This is a genomic window from Ruegeria sp. ABD4_443, assembly GCF_056160865.1.
This window is the reverse complement of the sequence record NZ_JBSWYA010000007.1, coordinates 82,562-107,155: the sequence shown is the minus strand read 5'-3', so window position 1 is coordinate 107,155 and position 24,594 is coordinate 82,562. Positions and strand designations below refer to the sequence as shown.

Annotated in this window: 31 protein-coding genes; 22 read left to right on the top strand and 9 right to left on the bottom strand. The window is 60.8% G+C overall.

Annotated features, from left to right (window positions below; all coding sequences use genetic code 11):
• The gene (locus ACXAG8_RS14450) at positions 1 to 333 is read right to left on the bottom strand and encodes an AtpZ/AtpI family protein (RefSeq protein ID WP_475227172.1); all 333 of its coding nucleotides are present in this window, start codon (positions 331 to 333) and stop codon (positions 1 to 3) included.
• A 230-nt stretch (positions 334 to 563) separates the two neighbouring features.
• On the opposite strand from ACXAG8_RS14450, the gene ACXAG8_RS14445 reads away from it, so the two are divergent.
• Entirely contained in the window at positions 564 to 899 is a 336-nt protein-coding gene (locus tag ACXAG8_RS14445; RefSeq protein WP_475227168.1) for an ArsR/SmtB family transcription factor, read from the top strand.
• A 58-nt stretch (positions 900 to 957) separates the two neighbouring features.
• Here ACXAG8_RS14445 and ACXAG8_RS14440 read toward each other — a convergent pair whose 3' ends face one another.
• The 3 genes from ACXAG8_RS14440 to ACXAG8_RS14430 all read right to left on the bottom strand — a co-directional run bounded on the left by ACXAG8_RS14440 (position 958) and on the right by ACXAG8_RS14430 (position 3,107).
• The gene (locus ACXAG8_RS14440; RefSeq protein WP_475227165.1) at positions 958 to 1,242 is read right to left on the bottom strand and encodes a hypothetical protein; all 285 of its coding nucleotides are present in this window, start codon (positions 1,240 to 1,242) and stop codon (positions 958 to 960) included.
• Positions 1,243 to 1,317: 75 nt separating this feature from the next.
• Positions 1,318 to 2,232: a DMT family transporter gene (locus tag ACXAG8_RS14435; RefSeq protein ID WP_475227162.1), complete on the bottom strand. Its 915-nt coding sequence runs from the start codon at positions 2,230 to 2,232 to the stop codon at positions 1,318 to 1,320.
• Positions 2,229 to 3,107, bottom strand: a complete 879-nt coding sequence (locus ACXAG8_RS14430; RefSeq protein ID WP_475227156.1) for a LysR family transcriptional regulator — start codon at positions 3,105 to 3,107, stop codon at positions 2,229 to 2,231. Before ACXAG8_RS14430 ends, ACXAG8_RS14435 begins: the two co-directional genes overlap by 4 nt.
• Positions 3,108 to 3,228: 121 nt before the next feature.
• Between ACXAG8_RS14430 and ACXAG8_RS14425 the strand changes: the two genes are divergently transcribed.
• Complete coding sequence (locus ACXAG8_RS14425) at positions 3,229 to 3,810, top strand: FMN-dependent NADH-azoreductase (protein WP_475227152.1); 582 nt, start codon at positions 3,229 to 3,231, stop codon at positions 3,808 to 3,810.
• A gap of 153 nt (positions 3,811 to 3,963) precedes the next feature.
• Here the strand turns inward: ACXAG8_RS14425 and ACXAG8_RS14420 are convergent, their stop codons facing one another.
• Positions 3,964 to 4,494: a prolyl-tRNA synthetase associated domain-containing protein gene (locus ACXAG8_RS14420; RefSeq protein ID WP_475227149.1), complete on the bottom strand. Its 531-nt coding sequence runs from the start codon at positions 4,492 to 4,494 to the stop codon at positions 3,964 to 3,966.
• A gap of 88 nt (positions 4,495 to 4,582) precedes the next feature.
• Between ACXAG8_RS14420 and ACXAG8_RS14415 the strand changes: the two genes are divergently transcribed.
• From ACXAG8_RS14415 to trmD, 11 genes are all read left to right on the top strand, one after another.
• Positions 4,583 to 5,101: a hypothetical protein gene (locus ACXAG8_RS14415; RefSeq protein ID WP_475227146.1), complete on the top strand. Its 519-nt coding sequence runs from the start codon at positions 4,583 to 4,585 to the stop codon at positions 5,099 to 5,101.
• A gap of 207 nt (positions 5,102 to 5,308) precedes the next feature.
• Entirely contained in the window at positions 5,309 to 6,817 is a 1,509-nt protein-coding gene (ffh, locus tag ACXAG8_RS14410) for a signal recognition particle protein (protein WP_475227143.1), read from the top strand.
• On the top strand, positions 6,814 to 7,368 hold the full coding sequence (locus ACXAG8_RS14405) for a GNAT family N-acetyltransferase (RefSeq protein ID WP_475227140.1): 555 nt from the start codon (positions 6,814 to 6,816) through the stop codon (positions 7,366 to 7,368). Before ffh ends, ACXAG8_RS14405 begins: the two co-directional genes overlap by 4 nt.
• On the top strand, positions 7,365 to 7,904 hold the full coding sequence (locus ACXAG8_RS14400) for a GNAT family N-acetyltransferase (protein WP_475227137.1): 540 nt from the start codon (positions 7,365 to 7,367) through the stop codon (positions 7,902 to 7,904). The genes ACXAG8_RS14405 and ACXAG8_RS14400 overlap by 4 nt, the downstream gene beginning before the upstream one ends.
• Positions 7,901 to 8,197: a chorismate mutase gene (locus ACXAG8_RS14395; protein ID WP_475227134.1), complete on the top strand. Its 297-nt coding sequence runs from the start codon at positions 7,901 to 7,903 to the stop codon at positions 8,195 to 8,197. Before ACXAG8_RS14400 ends, ACXAG8_RS14395 begins: the two co-directional genes overlap by 4 nt.
• Before the next feature lie 72 nt (positions 8,198 to 8,269).
• Positions 8,270 to 8,659 (top strand): 30S ribosomal protein S16, encoded by a 390-nt coding sequence (gene rpsP / locus ACXAG8_RS14390; protein ID WP_170350323.1) that lies wholly within the window; start codon positions 8,270 to 8,272, stop codon positions 8,657 to 8,659.
• 12 nt (positions 8,660 to 8,671) lie between these two features.
• Entirely contained in the window at positions 8,672 to 9,307 is a 636-nt protein-coding gene (bluB, locus tag ACXAG8_RS14385) for a 5,6-dimethylbenzimidazole synthase (protein WP_475227129.1), read from the top strand.
• Between the two features lie 2 nt (positions 9,308 to 9,309).
• Positions 9,310 to 9,456 carry a hypothetical protein gene (locus ACXAG8_RS14380; protein ID WP_475227125.1) on the top strand — a complete coding sequence of 49 codons (147 nt, stop codon included), beginning with the start codon at positions 9,310 to 9,312 and terminating at the stop codon, positions 9,454 to 9,456.
• Positions 9,449 to 9,952, top strand: coding sequence for a ribosome maturation factor RimM (gene rimM / locus ACXAG8_RS14375; RefSeq protein WP_475227122.1), 504 nt, complete (start codon positions 9,449 to 9,451; stop codon positions 9,950 to 9,952). Before ACXAG8_RS14380 ends, rimM begins: the two co-directional genes overlap by 8 nt.
• The gene (locus ACXAG8_RS14370) at positions 9,952 to 10,764 is read left to right on the top strand and encodes a hypothetical protein (protein ID WP_475227115.1); all 813 of its coding nucleotides are present in this window, start codon (positions 9,952 to 9,954) and stop codon (positions 10,762 to 10,764) included. The genes rimM and ACXAG8_RS14370 overlap by 1 nt, the downstream gene beginning before the upstream one ends.
• Positions 10,764 to 11,567 carry a tRNA (guanosine(37)-N1)-methyltransferase TrmD gene (gene trmD, locus ACXAG8_RS14365; RefSeq protein ID WP_475227457.1) on the top strand — a complete coding sequence of 268 codons (804 nt, stop codon included), beginning with the start codon at positions 10,764 to 10,766 and terminating at the stop codon, positions 11,565 to 11,567. Before ACXAG8_RS14370 ends, trmD begins: the two co-directional genes overlap by 1 nt.
• A gap of 22 nt (positions 11,568 to 11,589) precedes the next feature.
• Here trmD and ACXAG8_RS14360 read toward each other — a convergent pair whose 3' ends face one another.
• On the bottom strand, positions 11,590 to 12,402 hold the full coding sequence (locus ACXAG8_RS14360) for a glycoside hydrolase family 25 protein (RefSeq protein WP_475227454.1): 813 nt from the start codon (positions 12,400 to 12,402) through the stop codon (positions 11,590 to 11,592).
• Between the two features lie 387 nt (positions 12,403 to 12,789).
• Here ACXAG8_RS14360 and rplS point away from each other — a divergent pair, with 387 nt between their 5' ends.
• Together rplS and rpmE are read left to right on the top strand one after the other, a co-directional pair.
• Positions 12,790 to 13,173, top strand: a complete 384-nt coding sequence (gene rplS, locus ACXAG8_RS14355) for a 50S ribosomal protein L19 (protein WP_475227112.1) — start codon at positions 12,790 to 12,792, stop codon at positions 13,171 to 13,173.
• An 11-nt stretch (positions 13,174 to 13,184) separates the two neighbouring features.
• Positions 13,185 to 13,406 (top strand): 50S ribosomal protein L31, encoded by a 222-nt coding sequence (gene rpmE / locus ACXAG8_RS14350; RefSeq protein WP_170428949.1) that lies wholly within the window; start codon positions 13,185 to 13,187, stop codon positions 13,404 to 13,406.
• A 90-nt stretch (positions 13,407 to 13,496) separates the two neighbouring features.
• Here rpmE and ACXAG8_RS14345 read toward each other — a convergent pair whose 3' ends face one another.
• Positions 13,497 to 15,002: a peroxidase family protein gene (locus ACXAG8_RS14345; protein ID WP_475227109.1), complete on the bottom strand. Its 1,506-nt coding sequence runs from the start codon at positions 15,000 to 15,002 to the stop codon at positions 13,497 to 13,499.
• Positions 15,003 to 15,448: 446 nt separating this feature from the next.
• Here ACXAG8_RS14345 and ACXAG8_RS14340 point away from each other — a divergent pair, with 446 nt between their 5' ends.
• Together ACXAG8_RS14340 and ACXAG8_RS14335 are read left to right on the top strand one after the other, a co-directional pair.
• On the top strand, positions 15,449 to 16,258 hold the full coding sequence (locus ACXAG8_RS14340; RefSeq protein WP_475227106.1) for a division plane positioning ATPase MipZ: 810 nt from the start codon (positions 15,449 to 15,451) through the stop codon (positions 16,256 to 16,258).
• Between the two features lie 104 nt (positions 16,259 to 16,362).
• Complete coding sequence (locus ACXAG8_RS14335) at positions 16,363 to 16,962, top strand: Spy/CpxP family protein refolding chaperone (RefSeq protein ID WP_475227102.1); 600 nt, start codon at positions 16,363 to 16,365, stop codon at positions 16,960 to 16,962.
• Positions 16,963 to 17,140: 178 nt separating this feature from the next.
• Here the strand turns inward: ACXAG8_RS14335 and ACXAG8_RS14330 are convergent, their stop codons facing one another.
• Both ACXAG8_RS14330 and ACXAG8_RS14325 read right to left on the bottom strand, forming a co-directional pair.
• Complete coding sequence (locus ACXAG8_RS14330) at positions 17,141 to 18,373, bottom strand: adenylate/guanylate cyclase domain-containing protein (RefSeq protein ID WP_475227098.1); 1,233 nt, start codon at positions 18,371 to 18,373, stop codon at positions 17,141 to 17,143.
• 59 nt (positions 18,374 to 18,432) lie between these two features.
• Positions 18,433 to 18,885 (bottom strand): MarR family winged helix-turn-helix transcriptional regulator, encoded by a 453-nt coding sequence (locus tag ACXAG8_RS14325; RefSeq protein ID WP_475227089.1) that lies wholly within the window; start codon positions 18,883 to 18,885, stop codon positions 18,433 to 18,435.
• A gap of 56 nt (positions 18,886 to 18,941) precedes the next feature.
• Between ACXAG8_RS14325 and hmgA the strand changes: the two genes are divergently transcribed.
• The 5 genes from hmgA to ACXAG8_RS14300 all read left to right on the top strand — a co-directional run bounded on the left by hmgA (position 18,942) and on the right by ACXAG8_RS14300 (position 24,590).
• A complete protein-coding gene (gene hmgA, locus ACXAG8_RS14320; protein WP_475227086.1) occupies positions 18,942 to 20,297 on the top strand; it encodes a homogentisate 1,2-dioxygenase in 1,356 nt (451 codons plus the stop codon).
• Positions 20,297 to 20,464, top strand: coding sequence for a hypothetical protein (locus ACXAG8_RS14315; RefSeq protein ID WP_475227083.1), 168 nt, complete (start codon positions 20,297 to 20,299; stop codon positions 20,462 to 20,464). Before hmgA ends, ACXAG8_RS14315 begins: the two co-directional genes overlap by 1 nt.
• An 80-nt stretch (positions 20,465 to 20,544) precedes the next feature.
• Positions 20,545 to 21,801: a fumarylacetoacetase gene (gene fahA, locus ACXAG8_RS14310; protein ID WP_475227078.1), complete on the top strand. Its 1,257-nt coding sequence runs from the start codon at positions 20,545 to 20,547 to the stop codon at positions 21,799 to 21,801.
• 87 nt (positions 21,802 to 21,888) lie between these two features.
• Positions 21,889 to 22,839, top strand: a complete 951-nt coding sequence (locus ACXAG8_RS14305) for an MBL fold metallo-hydrolase (RefSeq protein ID WP_475227074.1) — start codon at positions 21,889 to 21,891, stop codon at positions 22,837 to 22,839.
• Between the two features lie 140 nt (positions 22,840 to 22,979).
• The gene (locus tag ACXAG8_RS14300) at positions 22,980 to 24,590 is read left to right on the top strand and encodes an FAD-dependent oxidoreductase (protein WP_475227071.1); all 1,611 of its coding nucleotides are present in this window, start codon (positions 22,980 to 22,982) and stop codon (positions 24,588 to 24,590) included.
• Positions 24,591 to 24,594 lie beyond the last annotated feature (4 nt).

Sequence of the window (24,594 nt, the reverse complement as noted above, 5' to 3'; positions counted from 1 at the left end):
TCAGTCCCTCTCGTCCTTCTCGGCCTGCATATGGGCCGCTTGTTTCTCTTGAACCTCTTTCGCGCTGCGGAGCATTACCTTCACGCCCGCGACAAGGCCCAGCAATGTGAACAGCACCAGAAAGATCGGGATCGTCCCGAGCAGGCTATCCAGCCCGTATCCGATGCCAAATCCGATCCCCAGACCGGATACCATTTCGATGACCATCCTCCAGGCAAGCTCGCCGCCGGATATGTCAGCGTCCGCGCGGGTCTCGGGCTTTTTGGCCTTTTTCGCCGCCGTGATCTTGGCCTCAAGCTGCGCCATACGCTGCTTTTGGTCATCATCGGTCACGGGCGTTTCCCTCGCACAGTCTTGGGTAGCGTGCTAAGGCGCGTCGCGCACAGAGTCAACGGCCTAGACAGCCCAGATTGCCGCAATCCATCACATTGTTTTTGAACGATAATTTTGAAAATCGTGACCTGCCCCACATCCTGACGACCGCCCGGATACGCCATTTGGGCTGAATCCGCATATTCAACCAAATGGTTGACCAACCTGCGGCGCTGTGGTTCAGCGGGGCCATGTCTAACGATCTCGACACCGTTTTTGCCGCCATTGCGGACCCGACGCGGCGCAGCATCCTTGCGATGCTGCTTGAGGATGACATGGCCGTCACCGACGTCGCCGAACCGTTCGACATGTCGCTGGCGGCGATATCCAAGCACCTTGTCATTCTGACCAAGGCCGGCCTGATTTCCCAGGAGAAGCGCGGCCGGGTCAAATGGTGCAAGCTGGAACCCGATGCGATGCGGGCGGCGTCGGTCTGGATGCAGGGTTTCGGACAGTTCGAGCCGGTGAACCTGGATGCATTCGAACGGTTCCTGGAAACCGAACTGGCGCCGCCAGACGAGCGGTGAAGCGCGCGCCAGCTGCTGGGGACCGGCCCCCTGGACGGGACACGGCGAACGGCGGCGCTTATCCTTCCTGGCTGTATTCCACATCGATCACGACACCGCTGGCATCCGCCCGGCACAGCCACGGGGCGTCTGCGCCTGTCACCGCCACCTTGGTTGTCGAGCCAGTAGGCTCTGACGTGGTGGACAAGGCTTGCAGGTCTTGCGGTCGGGTGCCCGTCCGTGCCGCGACGAGCGCCTCGCAACTGGCCTGAAGGTCAGAGTTGTCCTGCCTGCCGCCCGATCCGGCCGGGGCGCAGGCCACGGGAAGAAGTACCGCCAAAATGGCGCAACGTGCCCTGATCATCGCATGCCTTCCTTTCCGGCCCTTTTCGGCCCTTTTCCTTGCCAGGGCGGAACGATCCGCCAAATGCGTCCAACTTCAGTCCGAGGTTTGAAGCCGATCCTGCGACCTCAGCGGATCGCCCCTGAGCAGCAGAACCAGCGCAATGGCTGTCAACACCACACCCACCAGGATCAGCGCCCCCGGTGCGGGCTGTCCCAGCGCAATTTGCCAGATGATCACCCAGGTCGGGGTCAGGTAGGTATAGGCCATCACCTTGGCCGAGGGCAGCAACAGGGTGGCGTATTGCAACAGCACAAAGGTCGTCGCGCTGGCACAGATAGCCACATAGAACAGGCCGATCCAGACAATTGGCGGCAGGTTCACCCAGTCGGTTGCCCGAATGTCCGACCAGCCAAAGGCCACCAGCAGAATGCACCCTGCGACCAATGTGCCAAAGGTAAACACAATCGGCGACTCGCCGCGGTTCAGTTTCCGTACCATGGGGGTATACAGCGCATGTGCCGCGCATCCCCAGAAATAGATAACCTCGCCCTGCCCGATCTCAAAGGCGCGAAACGCCAGCCAGTCGGCCCGGAAAACAACCCACAAGGCGCCGGTTGCGCCGACCGCAAGCGCCAGCGCCATATGCGGCGTCGTCACCTGGCGCAGCAGAACCCAACCGGCCAGCGCCGACAGGATCGGCGTCAGCGTGAACACGGCGGCCGCACTGACCGGGGCCGCCGTTTTGAGTCCGTAGAGCATCAAAACAAAATAGGTCGAGAACAGGCCGCCCAGCACAAGATAGCGCCACGGCGCGCTGGCCGCGCTTTTGGGAATGCCGGTCGTCGCCAGCGCGGCAATGCCGATCACGATTGCGGCAATCGCAAAACGCGCCGCGTTCAGCGCCGCGGGTGCGATCTCGTTCGCAATCATCGACCCCAGCGAAAAGCTGCCCGCAACCAGCGCTGAAAAGACCAGCATTGCCAAATGGCCGCGCGCCTGCGGGCTCATGCCATCCAGCCTTTGGCCTGCTCTTTCAGATGCGCCAGAAACGCCTGCACCTTGGTCGTTCGGTGCAGATCGACATGGGTAACCAGCCACAGCTTTCCCCACCATTCCTGCAGGGGGTCCATCACCTCTACCAGGTGCGGGTTCCTGGCGGCCTCCCAGCGGGCCATGAACCCGACCCCGGCCCCGGCCATTACCGCCTCGGCCACCGAGAAGTTGTCCGAGCAGCGGAAGGTGATCGCCTGGGCTGGCGCATTCGCCCGCAGCCAGCGGGAAAAGGGCGCCCGGCTGTTTTCGTCGTCGACGCAAACGAATCTGTGATTGCCAAAATCTTCGACCCCGGACGGGGCCCCGTGCCGCGAGATATAGTCCTTGTGGGCATAAAGCCCGACCTGCTGGGTCACGAAAGGCTGCACCACGTTGTCAGGCTGATCCGGGGCCGCGCCGGCACGGATGGCCACATGCGCCTCGCCATATTCCAGCCGGAAAAGCCTGTCGCCCGTCAGGTAACGCACGATCAGTTCGGGATGTGATTGCTGGAATTCGGTCAGCGTCGGCACCACCAGGGGCGCAAGCGATGCCAGCGACGTCACCACAAGTTCGCCCGAAACGTCATCGCCCCGGCCCTTCATCCGGCCTACCAGTTGATTGAACTGGTCCTCGGTGGCCTGCGCAACGCGCAGCAGGTCCTGACCGGCCTCGGTCGGTGTGTATCCACGGGCGTGGCGCTGAAACAGCTTGACCGCCAGCCGTGCCTCGATTGCGTCGATGTGACGGATCACCGTGGCGTGGTGTACGCCCAGCACCTCGGCCGCGCCGCTGACGGTCCCCATACGGGCCACCTGGTAAGCCGTTCGGACCTCATCCCAGTTATCCATGGCGACATTTCCATTGTGCAATTTCAAACACTCGATGTTTGTATAGTCGACTTTTGTTCGCGGATGCAATGCTCAAGTTAAGGGCAGACGCAAGTTCCCTGTAACACAAGGACCCTATGACATGACCAAGACCATTCTTCACATTGATGCCTCGGCCCGCCGGAACGGTTCGGCCACGCGTGACCTGTCGCAGCGCATCGTCAACCACCTGGGCGCCGGGCGCATCATCCGCCGCGACCTGGCAACCCCCCTGCCCCTGCTGACCGAAGACTGGATCGCGGCCAACTTCACCCCCGCCGACCAGCGTGACGCCACACAACGGGATCGGCTGGCCCTGTCCGATGAACTGGTCGACGAGCTGGCTCGGGCCGATACAATCGTCATCGGGCTGCCGATCTATAACTTTTCGGTTCCGGCGGCATTCAAGGCCTGGATCGACCTCGTGGCCCGCGCAGGCCTGACGTTTTCCTATACGGAAAACGGGCCACAAGGCCTGTTGACGGGCAAGCGGGCGATCCTGGCCATCGCCTCGGGCGGCACTCGGGTCGGCTCCGAAATCGACTTTGCCACCAATTACGCCAAGCACGTCCTTGGGTTCATCGGCATCGACCATGTCGACGTTATCGCCGCAGATCAGATGGCCCGGGACGCCGAAGCGACATTGTCGAATGCGCAGAAAGCTGTCGCAGAACTCGCGGCCTGAACGCCCAACGGGTTCCTGTTGAAACGCCTCGTCCGGGCCGGTCGGCGAAAGGTGGGGCGATTCACGGGAAAACAACAAGGAACCGGGGCGGGGTTGGATACCCCGCTGTTTGTCTACCCGCCCGTCCCGCTGTCTCAGGCTCAGCTGCGCAGGTCAGGACAACCAGGTCACCTGGCATCCGATTTGGTCAAAGAAGGCCATCAGATCGGCGCGCGGCATCGCGATGGTCCGGTCATTGACCAGCGGGTGCATGTTGATCACATCTGCCTGCTGTCCGGCGGCATCCATGAAAAACCGCACGTCGTTCCGAACCCCGTTGATCATCGCCAAGGGGCTGACGGCCCCGGGGCGGATACCGAGGTTTTGATACAAACGATCCGCCGAACCAAAGGACAAGCTGCCGACGCCAAGCTCTGCCCCCAGCGCCTTGAGGTCGATCTCGCGGCTTTGTTCCAATGACAGCAGGTAGTTCCGCTTTTTCCGGTCGCGCAGATACAGGTTCTTAAGCCGCAGGGTGTTTTCGCCCGGCACCAAGAACTGGTCCTCGACCGCCTTGGCGTCCTCGACCGTGCGCAGCGGGATATGGCTGTGCAACCGGCAAGCCAGCCCCCAATTATCCAACTGCGCCAGCAGCGCGTCAGAGCTGAGCGGTAGCGTGTCCTGATAGGCGGATGATGCGTCCATAAGAGCCTCCTGTTTGACGCGCTCATTGCGCAACCGACAGGTAAATTCAAGCCACGACAGCGCCTGACTTCGGTGCTAGCGTTCCGCCATGAAAATCACACGCAACACCCCGGACCAATTGATCCTGTCCAACACGCCTTGGCTGATTGGTGTCATGCTGGTTGTCTTTACCCTCTGCTTTGTCGGAGCGGGCCTCTTCATGGCCAGCGAAGGCGGCGAAGGCGTTTTGTTTGGCATTTTCTTTGCCCTTTTCGGCGGTGGCATGGGCCTGGCGGCCTTTTGCGTCTTTGTCCGCCGCGTGCAGGTCATTCTGGACCGTCCCAACGACCGTATTCTTATCCGCCGCCAATCCGTCTTTGGCTATGATACGGTCGAGCATGTGCTTTCAAACCTGTCCCATGCGGTGGTCGAAACAACGACATCCAACAGCGACAGAGGCTCGTCTGAATTACATCGGCCCGTTCTGGTGCTGGACAGGGGCATGAGCGTCGGCAGGCACCCGATCGTGACGGCCTATGTCAGTGGTCGCGGTTCGCACCGGCTGGTCGATGCCGTCAATGACTGGCTAGCCGCGCACAAGGTTGACTCGGGCAGTCAATCGGCCTAAAGCCCGTGCAAACATCCGGAAGCGTCTGACCTTCCGGTCCCTTGAGTCGTTCAGGGATCGCCCCCCACCAGCGAGTTTCGCCCGTGGGGGCAATGCCATTTGGCATTACCCCCACGTTCATTTCAGTGGGAGGGGGCGTTTGTGCATTTAACCGGCGCAACCTATGTAGGGCACGCCATTAGATAACCGGCATAGGAGGCCGAAGGCATGTTTGAAAATCTATCCGAACGCCTTTCCGGTGTCTTTGACCGGCTGACGAAACAAGGCGCGCTGTCCGAAGAAGACGTCAAAACCGCCCTGCGCGAGGTGCGCGTTGCATTGCTTGAGGCCGACGTCTCGCTGCCGGTGGCGCGCGCGTTCGTCAAGAAGGTGCAGGAACAGGCGACCGGCCAGGCGGTGACCAAATCGATCACCCCCGGCCAGCAGGTCGTCAAGATCGTGCATGACGCGCTGGTCGACACCCTGCGCGGCGAAGAAGACCCCGGCAAGCTTAAGATCGACAACCCGCCCGCTCCGATCCTGATGGTCGGTCTGCAGGGCTCGGGTAAGACGACCACGACCGGCAAGCTCGCCAAGCGCCTGAAAGAGAAAGAGGGCAAAAAGGTCCTGATGGCCTCGCTCGACGTCTATCGCCCGGCGGCGATGGATCAGCTGGCCGTTCTGGGCACGCAGGTCGGCGTCGATACGCTGCCGATTGTTCCGGGTCAGTCGCCCGTCGACATCGCCAAACGCGCCAAGCAGCAGGCGACACTGGGCGGCTATGACGTCTACATGCTGGACACTGCGGGCCGTCTGCACATCGACGAGGTCCTGATGGACGAGGTCGAGCAGGTGCGCAACGTGGTGGACCCGCGCGAGACCCTGCTGGTGGTTGACGGCCTGACCGGTCAGGTCGCCGTTGAGGTGGCCGAAGAGTTCGACGCCAAGGTCGGCATCTCGGGCGTGGTTCTGACCCGGATGGATGGTGACGGGCGCGGCGGTGCGGCACTGTCGATGCGCGCGGTTACCGGCAAGCCGATCCGCTTTGTCGGTCTGGGCGAGAAGATGGACGCGCTCGAAACCTTCGAGCCGGACCGGATCGCCGGACGTATTCTGGGCATGGGCGACATCGTTGCCCTGGTCGAAAAGGCCCAGGAAACGATGGAGATGGAACAGACCGAGCGCATGATGAAGCGCATGGTCAAAGGTCAGTTCAACATGAACGACCTGAAAATGCAGCTGGAACAGATGATCCAGATGGGCGGCATGCAGGGCATGATGGGCATGATGCCGGGCATGGGCAAGATGGCCAAGCAGATGGATCAGGCCGGTCTGGACGACAAGATCCTGCGCCAGCAGATCGCCATGATCCAGTCGATGACCAAACGCGAACGCGCCAATCCGCAACTGCTGCAGGCCAGCCGCAAGAAACGGATCGCAGCCGGTTCGGGGATGGAGGTCAGCGACCTCAACAAGTTGATCAAGATGCACCGGCAGATGTCGGACATGATGAAAAAGATGGGCAAGATGGGCAAAGGCAAGATGCTGAAACAGGCCATGAAGGGCATGTTCGGCAAAGGCGGCCCTTCGCCTGAGGATATGGCCGCAGGCATGGACCCCAAGGCGCTGGAACAGGCGGCCAAGGCCATGGGTGGCAAGATGCCCGGCGGCATGCCCGGACTGGGCGGCGGCATGGGCCTGCCTCCGGGCCTCAGCGGGTTTGGCAAGAAAAAGTGAACCTGATCGCCCAACATATCCCCACCCTTGAGACCGAGCGCCTGATCCTGCGCGCGCCGTCCGAGGCCGATCTGGACGCGGACACCGCGTTCTTCGCCAGCGAAGCTGCGAAGTTCGTTGGTGGCCCGTTGCGCCGGGACGAAGTGTGGCGGGTGGTCGCCTCGCTGCTGGGGCATTGGGCGCTGCGCGGTTACGGGTTCTGGAGCGTCGACGAAAAAGATTCCGGCACCTATGTGGGGCGGATCGGGCTTTGGTTCCCCGAAGGCTGGCCCGAACCCGAGATCGGCTGGACACTGATGGCGCATGCAACCGGCAAGGGCTATGCGACCGAGGCGGCGCTGGCTGCGCGGTCCTATGCCTACGACGTTCTGGGCTGGGAAACAGCGATTTCGCTGATTGATCTCGACAATCACGCAAGCAAAGCCGTGGCCCAGCGGCTGGGTGCGCAGTTCGAATATCACTATGATCACCCCAAGTTCGGCCAGTCCGAGATCTGGCGGCATCCCGCGCCTGCCGATCTGGTGAATGGCGGTATAGAGGCCTACGCATGACCTCTTTCACCATCCCCACCGTCGAAACCGAACGTCTGGTGCTGCGCGCGCCGCAGCTGGATGACCTGCCGGCAATGACCGCGTTCTACGCCACCCAGCGCAGCCATATGGTGGGCGGCCCCAAGGACGAACTGGGAAGCTGGAGCACGTTGACCAGTCGTCTGGGGCATTGGGCGCTGCGGGGCTATGGCCTGTGGCACCTGACCGAAAAGGCCAGCGGTTCATTCGTCGGCTGGGCCGGTATTATCGACGTCCCCGGCTGGGCCGAGCCCGAGCTGGGTTGGACACTGATGGCAGAGGCCGAAGGCAAAGGCCTGGGCTTTGAAGCCGCCGCCGCGGCGCGCGACTATGCGGCGCGTCATCAGGGGTTGAACGGCGTTATCAGCTATATCGCCCACGCCAATGACCGCTCGCGCGCGTTGGCCATGCGCCTTGGTGCAACGCTGGAGATTGAGAACGCAGAGCTTTTGGGCAAGCACGCGCAGATCTGGCGGCACCCTCAGATTGACCTGACCACCGAAAGGACCGGCCAATGACCAACCCCGTGACGCGCGCGGCCGCACTGCTGAAAGAACACCGCGAAAGCATCGACCGGCTGGACGCGATCCTTGTCTATACGCTGGGTGAGCGGTTCAAACACACGCAGGCCGTTGGCAAGCTGAAAGCGACACACGACCTTCCCCCGTCCGATCCCTCGCGCGAAGCTGCGCAGATCGCACGGCTAGAAGACCTGGCGAAAGAGGCCGATCTGGACCCCGATTTCGCCAAGGCTTTCCTGAACTTCATCATTCAGGAAGTCATCCGACACCACCGGAAACATCAAGAGTGACGTTCCGGTTCAACGACTACCAAGAATAGCCGGAAATGATCCCGGCAAACGCCATCTAAAGGAGATACCACCATGGCAATGAAAATTCGTCTCGCCCGCGGCGGCTCGAAAAAACGTCCCTTCTATCGCATCGTAGCTGCTGACAGCCGCATGCCCCGTGATGGCCGTTTCATCGAGAAACTGGGCACCTACAACCCGCTGCTGCCGAAAGACAGCGAAGAGCGCGTGAAAATGAACATGGAGCGGATCCAGTACTGGCTGGATCAGGGCGCACAGCCCACCGACCGTATCGCACGTATGCTCGAAGCGGCCGGCACCCGTGACAAGGCCGAGCGCAACAACCCCAACAAGGGTACCCCGGGCAAGAAAGCCCAAGAGCGCGCAGAAGAGAAAGCTGCAAAGGCTGCTGAAGCTGCCGAAGCAGCTGCTGCACCGGCTGAAGAAGCGGCTGCAGAAGAATAAGCAGGCGGGCGCGTGCAGAATCAGGCTTTCACCGACGATTTTCGCACGCAGTTTGATCTGTTGATGCGGCTCCGGCGCGATGTGCGCCGGTTCCGCGCCGACCCTGTGGACGAGGCAGTGCTGACGCGCTGCCTCGACGCATTTCTGCTGGCCCCTTCGGTAGGGCTCAGCGAACCCTGGCGCGTGATCCGCGTCGAAAGTGAGGCCGCGCGCGACGCGGCATTGAAGAATTTCCAAGCCGCAAACGAACAGGCGCTGAACGGGTATTCCGGCGAAAAGGCGCAGCTGTACAGCCGGTTGAAACTGTCGGGGATGAAGGAATCCCCGGTTCAGCTGGCCGTGTTCTGCGACGATGCCACTGACAAGGGGCAAGGTCTGGGCGCAGACACCATGCCCGAGATGCGGCGTTATTCCGTGGTCTCGGCCATCACCCTGTTCTGGCTGGCCTTAAGGGCAGAAGGTTTGGGCCTGGGCTGGGTGTCGATCCTTGATCCTGACCAGATGGCGCGCGATCTGGATGTGCCAGAAGACTGGCGGTTGATCGGGTATTTCTGCGTGGGCTGGCCCGAGGCCCCCTCGGATACACCGGAATTGGAGCAGGTCGGCTGGGAATGCCGCGATGCTTCTTTGCCCATCGAGGTGCGCTAGGCATGTTTGGATTGTTACGGCTTCCCATCCTGCTGGCAATCGCCTTTATTGTGGGCGTGTTTTTCGAACGCTCGAACCAGCGCGAGGCCTGCGAGGGGGTCGGGCAATGGCGGGGCGGGCTATGTGTGACGGAAGGTCGAAATGAGTGATCTGATCTGTGTCGGCAGCATTGCGGGCTCGTACGGGGTGCGCGGCGAGGTGCGGCTGAAAAGCTTTTGCGCCGTGCCCGAGGATATCGAGGGCTATTCGCCCCTGACCGACGAGACCGGGAAAGAGCGTTACCCCGTGGTCCTGACCCGCCCGATCAAAAACGGCTTTGCCGCCCGGCTGGGCGGGGTTGAGACCAAGGAGCAGGCGGATGCGTTGAACGGTCTGCGCCTGTTTGCGCGGCGCGATCAGTTGCCCTCGCTGCCGGATGACGAGTTCTATCACACCGACCTGATCGGGCTTGAGGTCTATGACACCGGCGGCACCCTTCTGGGCCGGGTGAAATCGGTTCAGAACCACGGCGCGGCGGACCTGCTGGAGCTGCACGGACCGGGCCTGAAATCCACGGTTTTGCTGCCGTTCACACTAGAGGCCGTGCCGACCGTTGATCTGGAACAGGGCCGGATCATTGCCGATCCGCCAGACGGATTGCTGTAATGCGGCGGGTGCTGCTGCATCTTGGGCTTCACAAAACAGGAACCACGGCGGCCCAGTCCTTTCTGTTCGAAAACCGAGAACTGATTTGGCCGCATTTCGCGCTGGTTCTTCCGTACAAGACCCGGAAATCCGGGTTGGCCGATGCCGCCACGCGGTATTCCGTCTATGGCACGTCCGGGACGCTTGGGGATTTCAGCACCCAAATCGGGCAGTTCCTGTCCACTTTGGATTTCGGCGACAAGCGCGGCCTGATCCTGAGCGAAGAGAATTTCGCGGGTCTGCGCCCAAGCCGGAACACAGAAGTGGGCTATGGTGCGGCACCGGACCTTGCGGCCTGCCTGGTCGACCGGGTGCGGGATACCTTTGCCGGACAGGATGTCGACCTGACTGTCTACCTGTCGCTGCGCCAGCGCGGCGGATGGTTGCGCAGCCTGTGGGCGCATGACCTGCAACGCACCCGCCTGGTTCTGGATTACGACGCGTATCGCGCCAAGCTTGACCCGTTGCCGTCACCCCAATCCACCGCCCGTGCCATTCAGGACCGGATACCGGCGGTCCGGGTGCAAACCGAATGGTTGGAGGATATGCAGAATCTGACTTTCGGGCCCGGCGACCCGTTTGCGGCGTTCCTGAACCTGCCCCGGCCCAAGGCCGCGCAATTGGTCGGGCCGACACAGACCAACACCCAACTGCCCGCCGAGGCGCTGCAAGAGCTGCTGTTGCTGAACCGGTCAAGGCTGGACGAAGCGGCGCTTGTCAGACAAAAGGCAGCAATCGTTCAAAACGCCCATGGCGATCAGGTCGGTACATGATGACTCAGACACCCGGAAAATCCCACGGTCGCAAGGCCATTCGCCCGACTTTGAAACCCCGCGAGTTGCTGACCCCCACACCTGACCTGCATGGCGTGTGGAAGGCCAAGGTCATCACCCTGTTCCCATCGGCCTTTCCCGGCGTTCTGGGTGAAAGCCTGACGGGCAAGGCCCTGCAGGACGGATTGTGGCAGCTTGAAACCGTCGATCTGCGGCAATTCGGCATTGGCAAGCATCGCAATGTCGATGACACTCCTGCGGGCGGTGGTGCCGGTATGGTCCTGCGGGCGGATGTGCTGGGCGACGCGATCGAACACACGATGGAAGGTGTTCGGGGCAACTGGCCGCTGATCTATCTCAGCCCGCGGGGGCGGCCGATGGACCAGCAGATGATGCAGAACCTGGCCCGCTGCGACGGCATGACCCTGTTGTGCGGCCGGTTCGAAGGCGTGGATGAACGCGTTCTGGAACATTACGGCATACAAGAGGTCAGCCTGGGCGATTTTGTCATGACCGGCGGCGAGATCGCGGCACAGGCGTTGATCGACGCCACGGTGCGGCTGATCCCCGGCGTGCTGGGAAACCAGGCATCGACCGAAGACGAAAGCTTTTCTTCGGGGCTGCTGGAACACCCGCAATATACCCGCCCGGCCGAGTGGAAGGGACGGACCATTCCCGATGTCCTGATGTCCGGCCACCATGGGCGCATCGCCGAATGGCGCCATGCCACCGCCCTTGATCTGACGCGCAAGCGCCGGCCGGACCTATGGCAGAAACACCAGGGGTCCGACGAAACCGAGTAACAGTGGCGGGGCAGCGATCCGGTTAGTACAGACCGGCCTGCCAGGCCGCCCATTGCTCGGGCGGTCCGTTAAAGACATTGATATCAACCTTGCCCTCGACACCGGGAACAAGACCCGTTCCGGTATATTGCCAGAACCGCCAAATGGCCTTGGGATAGACCTGCCGCGGGTGCCCTGCAACAGAGCGCAGCCAGAACTCGGTTTTGGGCAACCTTCCTATGTTGGTATCGCGGTAGAAATCGACCGTCGTGTATACGATGGGACGGCGGCCATAGTGCCTTTCCAGGATGTTCAGAAACTTCTCGGCTTCTTCACGAACGGTTTTCCCGTCGGGGCGCAGCGTGCATGTCTTTGAATGCGGCGTCCATTCCATGTCCAGAACATGGGGCAGCCCCGCGCCTTGCGGAACGTTGTCGATGAACCAACGCGCCTGTTCGGCCGCCGGGCGGCAGAAATAGTAATAGTGATAAGCACCCCACGGCACGCCCGCAGCCTGGGCTCCGCGCCGATGGTCGTCGAACAGCGGGTCCTTGAAATCGCCACCCTCGGTGGCCTTGATGAACACGAAACTGACGCCCGACGCCTTGGCCGTTGGCCAGTCGATATCGCCCTGCCATCGCGACACGTCCAACCCGTGAACCGGGTACAGACCCGGATGGCGCCGTTCCCATTCATGCGGGTCCGCGTCGCCGAATTGCGGGTAGATTACCGCCGGAGACACAAAGGTTCCGGCCGCCGGACCCTGCGGCGGCGCAATGACCTGCGGCGACGGGGCGCGCCGCCCACAAGCCGCAAGTGTCGCCGCCAGGGCTGCCATCAAAAGCACTGTGCGTATCATGATATTCCGTTTCAAATTTCTGCTCGGACAATTGGGTTCAGAATGCCGTTTCCCGGCACCAAGGCAATGCGTGTTTTCCCTGACGGCGGATTCCCACTGGATTCCGGCCAACCACGGTACAAATCCTGCGTTTAGGGCTTGATCACAGGCGTCGAATTCCCTAAACGACCGCAATCCGGTGTCGTGAAACGCGACTCCGGTGTTTTTGGTTGTTGATGTCGTCATGCCTGGCTTTCTTCGGCGGGACGCGGCGCAACAGACCAGACCAAAGGAACATTCGATCTGATCTCTGGCGGGCTGTGCGCAGGACCCGGTGAAGACCAAGAGCTCTCAGGCCGTGCCCAAACTTCGTGGACCAACCACGAGCAGATAGGAGAAACTGCGATGGACCTGATCGCACAGCTTGAGGCGGAACAGATTGCCGCCCTGGGGAAAGACATCCCCGATTTCAAAGCCGGTGACACCGTTCGTGTCGGCTTTAAAGTGACCGAAGGGTCGCGCACCCGTGTGCAGAACTACGAAGGCGTCTGCATCGCGCGCAAAGGCGGCGAAGGCATCGCCGGTTCGTTCACCGTCCGCAAAATCTCGTTTGGCGAAGGCGTGGAGCGTGTGTTCCCCCTGCATTCGACCAACATCGACAGCATCACCGTTGTCCGCCGTGGCCGCGTCCGTCGCGCCAAACTGTACTATCTGCGCACCCGTCGCGGTAAATCCGCACGTATCGCAGAGGTCACCAACTACAAGCCCAAGGCTGGCGCCGAGGCGTAAGGAGCGGAAAGATGAAAAAAGACATCCATCCCGATTATCACGTCATCAACGTCAAAATGACCGATGGCACCGTGGTTCAGATGAAATCCACCTGGGGCGCCGAAGGCGACCAGCTGGCCCTGGAAATCGACCCCTCCTCGCATCCGGCGTGGACCGGTGGCTCGTCGCGCCTGATGGACGCTGGCGGCCGCGTGTCGAAGTTCAAAAAGAAATACGAAGGTCTGGGTTTCTGATCCCGACCCGATTTACACGAGAAAGGCCGCCGGTTCGGGCGGCCTTTTTTGTTTTATGAAGCCGGGCAGAACCGGCTGGCCCGCGTGGCCTTAGTTATCGCCAATCGGATTGATCTCATCCACGAACCGCAAGAGGTCGGCCATGGTAAAGTCGCCCTGGGTTTGCGACGGAAGCGTCGGCCGCCAGCTTGTTCCGTTTTGCCACAGGTAAGACTGCCGATCCCCGTGAACCAGCCCGACCAGGACCTCGGACACGATGATCGACCCGACGGGGCCAAGACGTTGCCCGCCGCCCTTCACCTCGGCCTCTTTCAGGATGTAATACCAAAGCGGGGTTTGTTCGTGCATGCCATGGCTCTGGGCCACCGCACCGTCCGGGCCGGTTGCGATCTCGGACGCGGTCATCTTGTCGCCCGGCGACAGATGCATCGCGTCGGCAATCATCTGGCCAGAAGGCAGACCAAGCTGAACACCGCGCTTGAGGTTCCGGGCGGCAAGGTTTCCGCCACCGCCGGGCAGCTGATGCAACTCGGCCGCAAGAAGCCCGTCGATCTTACGCGATGATTGCGTCAGGCCACTGCTGTCGATGTCGTAGAACCGGCGCCAGTCGATTATCCAGTTGCTTGGCAACCGCTCGATGGGCAGCGGCCCTACCGGCGGCTGCGGGGCCAGATCGCCGACGATGCTGCCGGACAAGCCGGTGAACCCAAACAAAAGCGAGAAATCAGCCGCGTCAAAAATCCTGTTATAGTCATAGGATTGACGCACCATCGAATGGCCCAGACGATAGACCGCGCCAGAGAATTCGACCGGCATATAGGGGAATTTCTTGAAGCGGTAGAATTTCCGCCCGTCATGCAGGATCTTGTCGACGGTGCCCGGCATGGTCAGCCGTCCAAGGAAGTCATGCAACACCAGCCACTGATAGTGCCATGTCGTCGTCTGGCGTGCTGCATGGAACAGCGTGTCGTCGCTTTGCCCCTGGGCAGACAGGTGGTCGACCACCTTGTTGTGGAATTTGAGAAACGCCAGATGTGTCTGTGCAACGATCAGGTTTTCGTCATTCCGGTGGTCACCGATCAGGGCGCGGCCTTCGGGGCTTCTGGGCAGGTCATTGCGGAAATCGCCCGTGACCCCGCCAAACCCGACGGTGACATTGCTGCCGATCAGCAGCTTGGCCGTTGTCCCGAACGTATTGGGATCGCGGGCATAAAGATGCGGGCTGCCATCGGGCCCGCGCCCATAGATGCTGTCGAGATCAAGACTGGGAGAGCGGAAATTCTCGACCGCCGTCGGGTCGCGCATCTTTTCACCCAGCGATGTAAGATCCAGCGTGATGTCGTGATCCACGAATTGGCCAAGGTATGTAAACCCGGCCGGGATATCCCCATTGTCATGGGTCTGTCCGCTTGCGTCCATCATGGCATCGGCAAGCTCGTCCAGCTTTGCGTCATCGACATGCAATGGCGGCAACCCGGGGAACATCCGCCCGAAATTTCCGGGGTCATCATGCCCGCTGAGTGAATCCAGGAAGGCGCGTGTCGGATGGCGACCGGCGGTACCGTGAAATGGGGACAAATTAATTGAATTGGACATAGCTACACCTCTTGAGCTGGCTCAGTCTTCGAAAAACCGCTGTAATTACTTCGCAAAAATGCGCCCGAAGAAGTCGGGCTTAAGGCAATAAAAAGCAGACATAATATATCATAAACTGATGCTTTTTAGAACAACCCTTTCCCGGACGCCCCGGTTTCAGGCGGGAACCTGCGCGACAATGGTGACGCCCAGAGGTTGCAAACATGCTCTGTCGGTCGGCTTTGCAGATGCTATGGCCAAGAACGTCCGGCGCGCGTCAGGGCCGGCAAGTACCACTCTTTCGGAAAGCTCAGCCGCCCGCTTCGGCCCGTCGCCCCGGTTTTCCGGCAATTGGCGCAGATATTGGGAAATTGCGATGCGGGGGGTTCTTCCCTTCACAACCAACACAACATATAGTGGCCTGCAACAACGTGTATGCAAACACGGCAAGGTTTGGGAACGCAGGCATGGCACATATCATTGTGGTCGGAAACGAAAAAGGCGGCGCGGGCAAATCGACGGTTTCGATGCATGTCGCAACCGCTCTGGCGCGTCTGGGTCACAAGGTCAGCACGCTGGACCTGGACCTGCGCCAACGCAGCCTGGGGCGTTATTTCGAAAACCGGGGGCATTTTCTGAACGGTTCGGACCTGTCGCTGCCAAGCCCCAGACACCATGATCTGCCAGAGATTGACGCCAGCACCCTGAAACCGGGCGAAAACATCTATGACCACCGGTTGTCGGCCGCGGTCGCCGAACTTGAAAGCGACAGCGATTTTATCCTGATTGACTGTCCCGGTTCGCATACCCGCCTCAGCCAGGTGGCGCATTCCCTGGCCGACACGCTGGTAACCCCTCTCAACGACAGCTTCATTGACTTTGACCTGCTGGCGCGGGTCGATGCCAAAGGCGAAAAGATCCTGGGCCCCTCGGTCTATTCCGAAATGGTCTGGAACGCGCGTCAGTTGCGGGCGCAGGCCGGGCTGAAACCGATCGACTGGGTCGTCGTGCGCAACCGCGTCGGCACCCAGCGCATGGTCAACAAGGAAAAGATGCAACGCGCCATCGAGATGCTGTCACAGCGCATCGGTTTTCGCGTGGCCTCGGGCTTTTCCGAGCGGGTCATTTTCCGCGAACTGTTCCCACGCGGCCTGACCTTGCTGGACCTCAAGGATATCGGGGTAAAGCAGCTCAATATCTCAAACATCGCCGCGCGGCAGGAACTGCGCGACATGATGAAGGAACTGAACCTGCCGGGGGTCGAGATCGACTTTTGACGGTTGGGCCGACGAAGGCCGAAATCGGTTGTCAGTTGCTTTGCTATTGCGCGCATGCTTAGGTTTCTGCGCTGCAATCCGAACCATCAACGCAGAGGGAAGCAATGGCTGTACGCCCCGCGAAACCCCTAGCCGTGATCCTTGCATTTCTACCGCTTGCTGTATTCGGGCAGGACCACGGGCATGGCGAAAGCAACGGCCCGTATGCAGGCTTTGAAACACGCGAGGTCAAAAGCCTTTCGGAACAGGATATCCAAGAGATACAACGCGGCGGCGGCTGGGGCCTTGCCTTGCCGGCCGAGTTGAATGGCCTGCCCGGCCCGGCACATCTTCTTGAGCTGCAGGAAGAGCTGGACCTTTCCGCGGATCAAGTGGAGGCAATCTCAGCAGTATACGAAGAAATGCGCACCGCCGCCATCGCTGCGGGCGAGCGTTTCATCGCAGCCGAGACAGCTTTGAGCAATGCCTTCGCCGGTTCTGACCTTTCCGAACAGACGCTGCGCGACCTGCTTGCAGATGCAGCCGAAGCACGCGCCGCGCTGCGATTCATCCACCTCTCACGGCATCTGGCCACGCCCGGGCTTCTCAGTGATGTTCAAATCCAAAGATACGGTGTCTTGCGTGGATATGCGGACGACCCATGCGCAAATGTTCCGGAAGGACATGATCCGAACATGTGGCGCCGCCACAATGGGTGTGAATAGGCCGCGGGCGCGAAAATGGCCCTCGATCAATCCAGCAATTGAACCTTGCGGTCACAAACCCTTGGCAAAACCGGGTTTGATTTGCTCGCGTTTTTGGCCAGCAGCCGGATATGACCGCAAGTGTAAGCCACGGCACCGGTCGAATTGAGCTTGGCTTTGCACAGCCAAGCCCAAGTCATTAACCCGGCTGATACACCGTGAACAGCTCTTTCGGCTCGGCTACACCACGCAACATGTAGCGCCCGACCGAGATCAACTCATCCGCGCAAGGCTGCGCCGCACGGGCCACGTCGTCCGAGATCAGAATACGTTGCCCAAGCGAGCGATGCATGCCCGCAATCCGCGCCGTCTGGTTCACCGCCGGGCCGATGACCGTGAAATCCAACCGGCTTTCGGCACCGATATTCCCATACAGGATTTCACCCGCATGCAGGGCCAGCGTATAGTTCGATACCGGCAGGTCGGCGGCCACGCGCTGCGCGTTCAGCTCTGCCATGTTCTTTTGCAACAGGGTCACGGCCCCCAGCGCCGCACGCGCATCCGCGTCGATATCGCCGACATCGAACATGGCCATCAGCCCATCGCCCATGAATTTCAGGATACTGCCGCCGCATGAATGCACCACATCGACGGCAACCGCCAAATAGTCATTCAGCATTTCGATGATGTCTGTGCCGGGCAGGTCTTCGGACAGGCTGGTAAAATTCTCAAGATCGAAATTCCAGATCACCGCGTCGATCTGCTGTAACGATCCGCGCCGGATTTCACCGGACAGAACCCGTTGCCCAGCATCGCGCCCCAGATAGACGCGCATCAGATCCTGTGCGACCCGCGTGCTGGAGGCGGATTTCAACGCCAGGCCCAAATGCGGAAGCGCCGCGTTAATCATACCAAGGTCGCGGTCGCCAAATCCTTCGGGCGCGTTGCTGGTCCACGACATCAGCACCCCCTCGACGGGTTTCTTGGCATCCCTGGGGCTGTTATGGGTCGGATTGTCGAACGTGACGCCGGTCGCAAAATAGTCCGTTGCCCCGTTTTCACGCAGCTCGTTCAGCAGTGGGAACCGGCTTGGTTCATTCTGTTCGACCAACCGTTCGCGCAAATCGCAGATATCTTCGTTCAGAATTGCGAACAGAGGGCTACGCTGCCAGACCTCGCTTGGTTCATCGGAATATTCAAAGGTTTGATAATCGCCCCCCTGCCCCTGGTACCAGCTGTAACCGGTTCCGCCATAAACCGGATGCAGCGCGGATTGCGCCGCGTGAAACCGCATCAAGGGCACCCCGAGATCAACAAGCATGTTGCAATAGCCATCCAGCAACTCTTCCTTGCCGGCACCTTCCAACCCGCGCGCCACCAGCCAGTCAATCAGGTCTCTTGTTTTTGCGGCATCCACATCGAGGCGTGTCATGATCATTCCCGGATTTGTGTGACTTCCATCTGGGGCCAAAGCGCCAAAATTACCAGTGCTTAATCCAAACCTGCCAGGCGCCGCAGCATCATCCGCAGCAACGCGGTTTCACCCGACGTGAATTTCCCGGCCAGACGGGCGTCATAGTCGCGGGCAATTCCGCGCAGCTCGTTATACACGGTTTGGCCTGCCGGGGTCAGGGCCAACCTCTCGACGCGGCGGTCCTTTTCATCGCGGCTTCGCTTCAGGTATCGGCGCTGCTCCAGCTTGTGCACGGCCCGGCTGATCTTGGTTTTATGTATCTTTGCCCGCTGACCGATGTCACGGGCCGTCATCTCACCATAGCTGCCCAGGTGGAACAGAACCCGCCATTCGGTGCGCAGCATGCCATAACGATCCTTGTAGACGCGCTGAAACTCAAGCGAGCTTCCCTCGGCCGCCTGGTTCAACAAAAATGGCAGGAAGTTCTGCAGGTCGAACGCATCATTTTCGGGATTTTCTGGCGGGGTCATTCTTGTTAGTTACAAAATCAACTATTATGCGACAAGCAGAAACGGAGGAACACGCCATGAATCGTCCGACTGATCCGATCGCAATGACCCAAGCCAGCACGCCCGTCGGCACCCATGCGGGGTATATGCCCGGCTTTGGCAACGACTTTGAAACCGAAGCCCTGCCCGATGCGTTGCCGCAAGGCATGAACAGCCCGCAGAAATGTAACTATGGCCTTTATGGCGAACAGCTCAGCGGCACGGCCTTCACCGCAAACCCGCCCGAACGCACGTGGTGTTACCGCATCCGCCCGTCGGTCAAGCATTCTCATCGCTACGAAAAAATTGCCCTGCCCTATTGGAAATCGGCGCCTTGTGTCGATCCTGATGTAATCAGCCTGGGCCAGTACCGATGGGACGCGGTGCCTCATTCCGATGCGCCGCTGACATGGTTGACCGGCATGCGGACCATGACCACCGCGGGCGATGTGAACACCCAGGTGGGGATGGCGAGCCATATCTATCTGGTCACCGAATCGATGGTCGACGACTATTTCTTCTCGGCCGATTCCGAACTGCTGGTGGTGCCACAGGAAGGCCGCCTGCGTTTTGCCACTGAACTGGGCGTCATCGACCTGGAGCCCAAGGAAATCGCCATTCTGCCACGGGGGCTTCTGTACCGCGTCGAGGTTCTCGAAGGACCGGCGCGGGGTTTTGTCTGCGAAAATTACGGCCAGAAATTCGAACTGCCGGGCCGCGGTCCGATCGGGGCCAACTGCATGGCCAATCCGCGCGACTTCAAGGCCCCTGTTGCCGCGTTCGAAGACCGCGAGACCCCGTCAACCGTGACCATCAAATGGTGCGGCCAGTTCCACACCACCAAAATCGGCCACAGCCCGCTGGACGTGGTGGCCTGGCACGGCAACTACGCGCCCTACAAATACGACCTGCGTACCTATTGCCCGGTTGGCGCGATCCTGTTCGATCACCCGGATCCGTCAATCTTTACCGTGCTGACCGCCCCTTCGGGACAGCCCGGCACGGCAAATATCGACTTTGTCCTGTTCCGCGAACGCTGGATGGTGGCCGAGGACACGTTCCGCCCGCCCTGGTATCACAAGAACATCATGTCCGAACTGATGGGCAATATCTACGGTCAGTATGACGCCAAACCTCAGGGCTTTGTCCCCGGCGGCATGAGCCTCCACAACATGATGATACCCCACGGGCCAGACAAGGAAGCGTTTGAAAAGGCGTCGAACGCCAATCTCGGGCCGGACAAGCTGGACAACACCATGTCCTTCATGTTCGAAACACGGTTCCCGCAACACCTGACCGCATTTGCCGCGGCCGAGGCCCCGCTGCAGGACGATTACATCGACTGCTGGACCGATCTGGAAAAGAAATTCGACGGCACTCAGGGCAAAAAGTGATGGATGCCGGTTACATTGTCATTGCCGTGTTTCTGGCGCTCGTCTGCCTGCCGATATGGGCATGGCGGGGGCGCTGGAACGGCAAGCGCGGCCCCTACAAGCACAATCCATTGCCCGGCCACCGTCAAGAAGGGGCTTCCGACGGGGCCGACACCGGCAGCGACTGAAAGATGAAAACGGGCCCTTGCAGGCGCGCCCTGTCCCGGCGCCGCCTTCGCGGTACAAAAAAAGACGACAAGGAATGCAAATGACCCTTTCGAAATCCTGGGTAACCTCGGCCAACTCTGCCGACCACCCGTTTCCGCTCAATAACCTGCCCTACGGCGTCTTTTCGACCCAAGGGTCCGAACCGCATTGCGGTGTGGCCATCGGCGACATGATCCTCGACGTCACCGCGGCCGAGGCACAGGGTCTCATCTCGCTAACCGACGAACCGCTGTTCGATCTACCCTTCTGGAACCCGCTGATGGAACAGGGCCCCGCCGTCTGGACTGCGCTGCGCAACCGCCTGACCGCCCTGCTGGCCGAAGACACCACCGAACAAGACAAGGTCCAACCGCTGCTGATACAGCAAACGGATGCCGAACTGCATATGCCGTTCGCAGTCAGCGAATACACGGATTTCTATGCGGGCCAGAACCACGCCTATAACGTGGGCTCCATGTTTCGCGGCCCGGAAAACGCCCTGCCGCCAAACTGGCTGCACATTCCTATCGGCTATAATGGCCGCGCGTCCTCGGTGGTTGTCTCGGGCACCGATATTCGCCGCCCCTGGGGTCAGCTGAAATCCCCCGACCATGACCTGCCCACCTTCCTGCCCAGCCGCCGGTTCGATATCGAACTGGAAATGGGCGCGATTGTCGGAACTCCGTCAGACGGCCCGATTTCCGTGCAAGAGGCCGACGACCACATCTTTGGCTATGTCCTGCTGAACGACTGGTCCGCGCGTGACATCCAGGCCTGGGAATACCAGCCGCTCGGCCCGTTTCAGGCCAAGGCAACGGCCACGTCGATCAGCCCCTGGATCGTAACCAAGGCCGCGCTGGAGCCGTTCCGCTGCGACACCCCCACCCGCCAGGTCGCCCTTCTCGATCACCTCAAGGATTGCGGCCCGATGCTCTACGATATCGACCTTGCCATCACGATGGCGCCCGCGGGACAAAAGCCAACCACCGTGGCGCGCACCAATTACAGGGAAATGTACTACTCCGCCGCGCAACAACTGGCGCATCACTCGACGTCGGGATGCCCCATGAATACCGGCGACCTGTTGGGGTCGGGCACCATTTCGGGCCCGACCAAACCCGAACGTGGCTCGCTGCTTGAACTCAGTTGGGGCGGCAAGGAACCGCTGACCCTGGACACAGGCGAAACCCGCAACTTTATCGAAGACGGCGACACGCTGACCCTGACGGGCGCGGCACGCGGCAACGGGTACACGATCGGGTTCGGCGATTGCACCGGCACCGTCCTGCCCGCGCTCAAGGACCCGTACGAAAGATAAGCCCGCAGGCTTCGTCTTTTCCCAAATACTCCCGCCGGAGGCATCCCGCATCTGCCACTGGCGCAACCGGAAAAAGGACTGTTCCACATGGCCAAGGCATTCGCGTCCAAGGGCGACACCGCCGAGAAAAAAATCTCCTTCACCCAGGTTGGCGACGGGCTTTATGCCTTCACCGCCGAAGGCGACCCCAATTCAGGTGTCATTATCGGCGACGACAGTGTCATGATCGTCGAAGCACAGGCCACCCCGCGCCTGGCCAACAAGGTTATCGAATGCGTCCGCTCGGTCACTGACAAGCCGATCACCCATGTGGCCCTGACCCATTATCACGCCGTCCGCGTTCTGGGCGCCAGCGCCTATGGCGCGCAGCAGATCCTGATGTCGGACACCGCGCGCGCCATGGTCGTCGAACGCGGACAAGAGGACTGGGACAGCGAACTCCAGCGCTTTCCACGTCTTTTCGAAGGGCACGAAAGCATCCCCGGCCTGACCTGGCCCACCACGACCTTCAACGACAGCATGTCCGTCTATCTGGGCAACCGCCGCATCGACCTGATGCATCTGGGGCGGGCCCATACCGCCGGTGACATCGTGATCCATGTCCCGGACCAGAACGTGATGTTCACCGGGGACATCGTCGAATACCACTCGGCCTGCTATTGCGGCGACGGTCATTTCGGTGACTGGGGCGGAACGCTGGATGCAATCAAACGGTTCGACGTGGATGCCATCGCTCCTGGGCGCGGCGAGGCCCTGGTCGGCAAGGACATGGTCAACACCGCCATCGAAAACACCCGCGATTTCGTCGCCAGCACCTATCATCCCGCCGCCAGGGTCGCGGCGCGGGGCGGATCCCTGAAACAGGCATGGGACGCCGTGCGCGCAGAATGCGACCCCAAATTCGCCGATTACGCGATCTATGAACATTGCCTGCCCTTCAACGTCGCGCGCGCCTATGACGAGGCCCGCGGCATCGATACCCCCCGCATCTGGACCGCCCAGCGGGACCTTGAAATGTGGGATGCGCTTCAAGGGTAAGGAAATGCCGGCGCGTTTGATCCAGATCGTTTTGCCCCGCCCTGATCAATGAGACCATGGGGGCAAGCTCTTCGGCGGCGGCAGGCCGCCGGGTTTGATGGATGCGCTTTTCGCGCATCGGACTGTTGGGGAGGAAACCCATGAACAAGATCTTTGAAACGCCGCTTTACGGCTATGACCGCAGCCCGGATCAGGACGCGCCTTCCCCTGTGCGCCACAAGGTAATCGTCATTGGTGCGGGTCCCATCGGTCTGGCCGCCGCAATCGACCTTGCGCAAAAAGGGGTGGACGTCGTTGTGCTGGACGACAACGACAAGGTCAGCTTTGGCAGCCGGGCCATCTGTTTTGCCCAGCGCACGCTTGATATTGCCGACCGTCTTGGCGGCGGGCGTCCCATGGTGGACAAGGGCGTGCAATGGAATGTCGGCAAGGTCTTTTTCGACAATCGCGAAGTCTACAGCTTTGATCTGCAACCCGACGCGGGCCATGCCAACCCCGCGTTCATCAACCTGCAACAGTACTATCTGGAACAGTTTCTCGTGGACCGTGCCCGCGCCCTGCAAGCCCAGGGCGCGCCCCTGGAAATACGCGGGCGCAACAAGGTCGAGGCGATCGGAACCCATGACGACCACGTAAAGATCGAGGTGGAAACCCCCGAAGGGTCCTATACGATCGAGGCGGACTGGCTGATTGCCTGCGACGGTGCAAATTCCCCCACGCGCCGCATGCTGGGGCTGGATTTCGTGGGGCGTGTGTTCGAGGATAATTTCCTGATCGCCGACGTCATCATGGACGCGGATTTCCCGTCCGAGCGCTGGTTCTGGTTCGACCCGCCCTTCAATCGCGGTCAATCCGCGCTGCTGCACAAGCAACCCGACAATGTCTGGCGCATCGACCTGCAACTGGGCTGGGACATCGACAAGGAACGCGAACAGCGCCCTGAAAACGTGATCCCCCGCCTCAAGGCGATGCTGGGCGAAGATGTGCAGTTCGACCTCGAATGGGTCAGCATCTATACGTTCCAGTGCCGCCGCATGGAAAATTTCCGCCACGGACGGGTTCTGTTTGCCGGCGACAGCGCCCATCAGGTCAGCCCGTTTGGGGCCCGCGGGGCCAATTCGGGCATACAGGACACCGACAACCTGTGCTGGAAACTCAAACTTGTCATTGATGGTCAGGCACCCGACGGCCTGCTGGACAGCTACAACAGCGAACGCATCCAGGGCGCGGATGAAAATATCCTGAACTCGACCCGGTCCACTGAATTCATTACGCCGAAATCCCCGATGTCCCGCATCCTGCGCGATGCGGTTCTGGACCTGAGCGAACATTACGATTTCGCCCGCCCGCTGGTGAATTCCGGCCGCCTGAGCGTGCCATGCACCTATGACGGGTCGCCGCTCAACTCGGCCGACGCGCTCAACGGGCCTGCAGGAACGCGGCCCGGTTCGGCCTGCCCCGACGCCCCACTGGGCGATGGGTTCCTATTGCCCGGGCTTGCAGACAAGTTCACCTTGCTGACCATAGATGCCGACGGTCCCGACCGGATCGAGGAAGACGGGATTGAGGTCACGCGCCTGGCGCTTTCGGTCAAGGATGACCCGACGCAGGAACTGAAGCGACGCTATCTTGGCGACGCGACCAGTGCGGTCTACCTGATCCGCCCCGATCAGCATGTCGCCGCCCGCCGCGACAGTTATGAAGACAATGCATTCCGGCAAGCGATCCGCCGGGCCACTGGCAAGGAGTAAGCGC

Excerpts from the sequence above, each read along its gene's own strand:
- ACXAG8_RS14445 (WP_475227168.1), top strand. The coding sequence starts at position 564 with ATGTCTAACGATCTCGACACCGTTTTTGCCGCCATTGCGGACCCGACG.
- ACXAG8_RS14440 (WP_475227165.1), bottom strand. The coding sequence starts at position 1,242 with ATGATCAGGGCACGTTGCGCCATTTTGGCGGTACTTCTTCCCGTGGCC.
- ACXAG8_RS14435 (WP_475227162.1), bottom strand. The coding sequence starts at position 2,232 with ATGAGCCCGCAGGCGCGCGGCCATTTGGCAATGCTGGTCTTTTCAGCG.
- ACXAG8_RS14430 (WP_475227156.1), bottom strand. The coding sequence starts at position 3,107 with ATGGATAACTGGGATGAGGTCCGAACGGCTTACCAGGTGGCCCGTATG.
- ACXAG8_RS14425 (WP_475227152.1), top strand. The coding sequence starts at position 3,229 with ATGACCAAGACCATTCTTCACATTGATGCCTCGGCCCGCCGGAACGGT.
- ACXAG8_RS14420 (WP_475227149.1), bottom strand. The coding sequence starts at position 4,494 with ATGGACGCATCATCCGCCTATCAGGACACGCTACCGCTCAGCTCTGAC.
- ACXAG8_RS14415 (WP_475227146.1), top strand. The coding sequence starts at position 4,583 with ATGAAAATCACACGCAACACCCCGGACCAATTGATCCTGTCCAACACG.
- ffh (WP_475227143.1), top strand. The coding sequence starts at position 5,309 with ATGTTTGAAAATCTATCCGAACGCCTTTCCGGTGTCTTTGACCGGCTG.
- ACXAG8_RS14400 (WP_475227137.1), top strand. The coding sequence starts at position 7,365 with ATGACCTCTTTCACCATCCCCACCGTCGAAACCGAACGTCTGGTGCTG.
- ACXAG8_RS14395 (WP_475227134.1), top strand. The coding sequence starts at position 7,901 with ATGACCAACCCCGTGACGCGCGCGGCCGCACTGCTGAAAGAACACCGC.
- rpsP (WP_170350323.1), top strand. The coding sequence starts at position 8,270 with ATGGCAATGAAAATTCGTCTCGCCCGCGGCGGCTCGAAAAAACGTCCC.
- ACXAG8_RS14380 (WP_475227125.1), top strand. The coding sequence starts at position 9,310 with ATGTTTGGATTGTTACGGCTTCCCATCCTGCTGGCAATCGCCTTTATT.
- rimM (WP_475227122.1), top strand. The coding sequence starts at position 9,449 with ATGAGTGATCTGATCTGTGTCGGCAGCATTGCGGGCTCGTACGGGGTG.
- ACXAG8_RS14370 (WP_475227115.1), top strand. The coding sequence starts at position 9,952 with ATGCGGCGGGTGCTGCTGCATCTTGGGCTTCACAAAACAGGAACCACG.
- trmD (WP_475227457.1), top strand. The coding sequence starts at position 10,764 with ATGACTCAGACACCCGGAAAATCCCACGGTCGCAAGGCCATTCGCCCG.
- rplS (WP_475227112.1), top strand. The coding sequence starts at position 12,790 with ATGGACCTGATCGCACAGCTTGAGGCGGAACAGATTGCCGCCCTGGGG.
- rpmE (WP_170428949.1), top strand. The coding sequence starts at position 13,185 with ATGAAAAAAGACATCCATCCCGATTATCACGTCATCAACGTCAAAATG.
- ACXAG8_RS14345 (WP_475227109.1), bottom strand. The coding sequence starts at position 15,002 with ATGTCCAATTCAATTAATTTGTCCCCATTTCACGGTACCGCCGGTCGC.
- ACXAG8_RS14340 (WP_475227106.1), top strand. The coding sequence starts at position 15,449 with ATGGCACATATCATTGTGGTCGGAAACGAAAAAGGCGGCGCGGGCAAA.
- ACXAG8_RS14335 (WP_475227102.1), top strand. The coding sequence starts at position 16,363 with ATGGCTGTACGCCCCGCGAAACCCCTAGCCGTGATCCTTGCATTTCTA.
- ACXAG8_RS14330 (WP_475227098.1), bottom strand. The coding sequence starts at position 18,373 with ATGACACGCCTCGATGTGGATGCCGCAAAAACAAGAGACCTGATTGAC.
- ACXAG8_RS14325 (WP_475227089.1), bottom strand. The coding sequence starts at position 18,885 with ATGACCCCGCCAGAAAATCCCGAAAATGATGCGTTCGACCTGCAGAAC.
- hmgA (WP_475227086.1), top strand. The coding sequence starts at position 18,942 with ATGAATCGTCCGACTGATCCGATCGCAATGACCCAAGCCAGCACGCCC.
- ACXAG8_RS14315 (WP_475227083.1), top strand. The coding sequence starts at position 20,297 with ATGGATGCCGGTTACATTGTCATTGCCGTGTTTCTGGCGCTCGTCTGC.
- fahA (WP_475227078.1), top strand. The coding sequence starts at position 20,545 with ATGACCCTTTCGAAATCCTGGGTAACCTCGGCCAACTCTGCCGACCAC.
- ACXAG8_RS14305 (WP_475227074.1), top strand. The coding sequence starts at position 21,889 with ATGGCCAAGGCATTCGCGTCCAAGGGCGACACCGCCGAGAAAAAAATC.
- ACXAG8_RS14300 (WP_475227071.1), top strand. The coding sequence starts at position 22,980 with ATGAACAAGATCTTTGAAACGCCGCTTTACGGCTATGACCGCAGCCCG.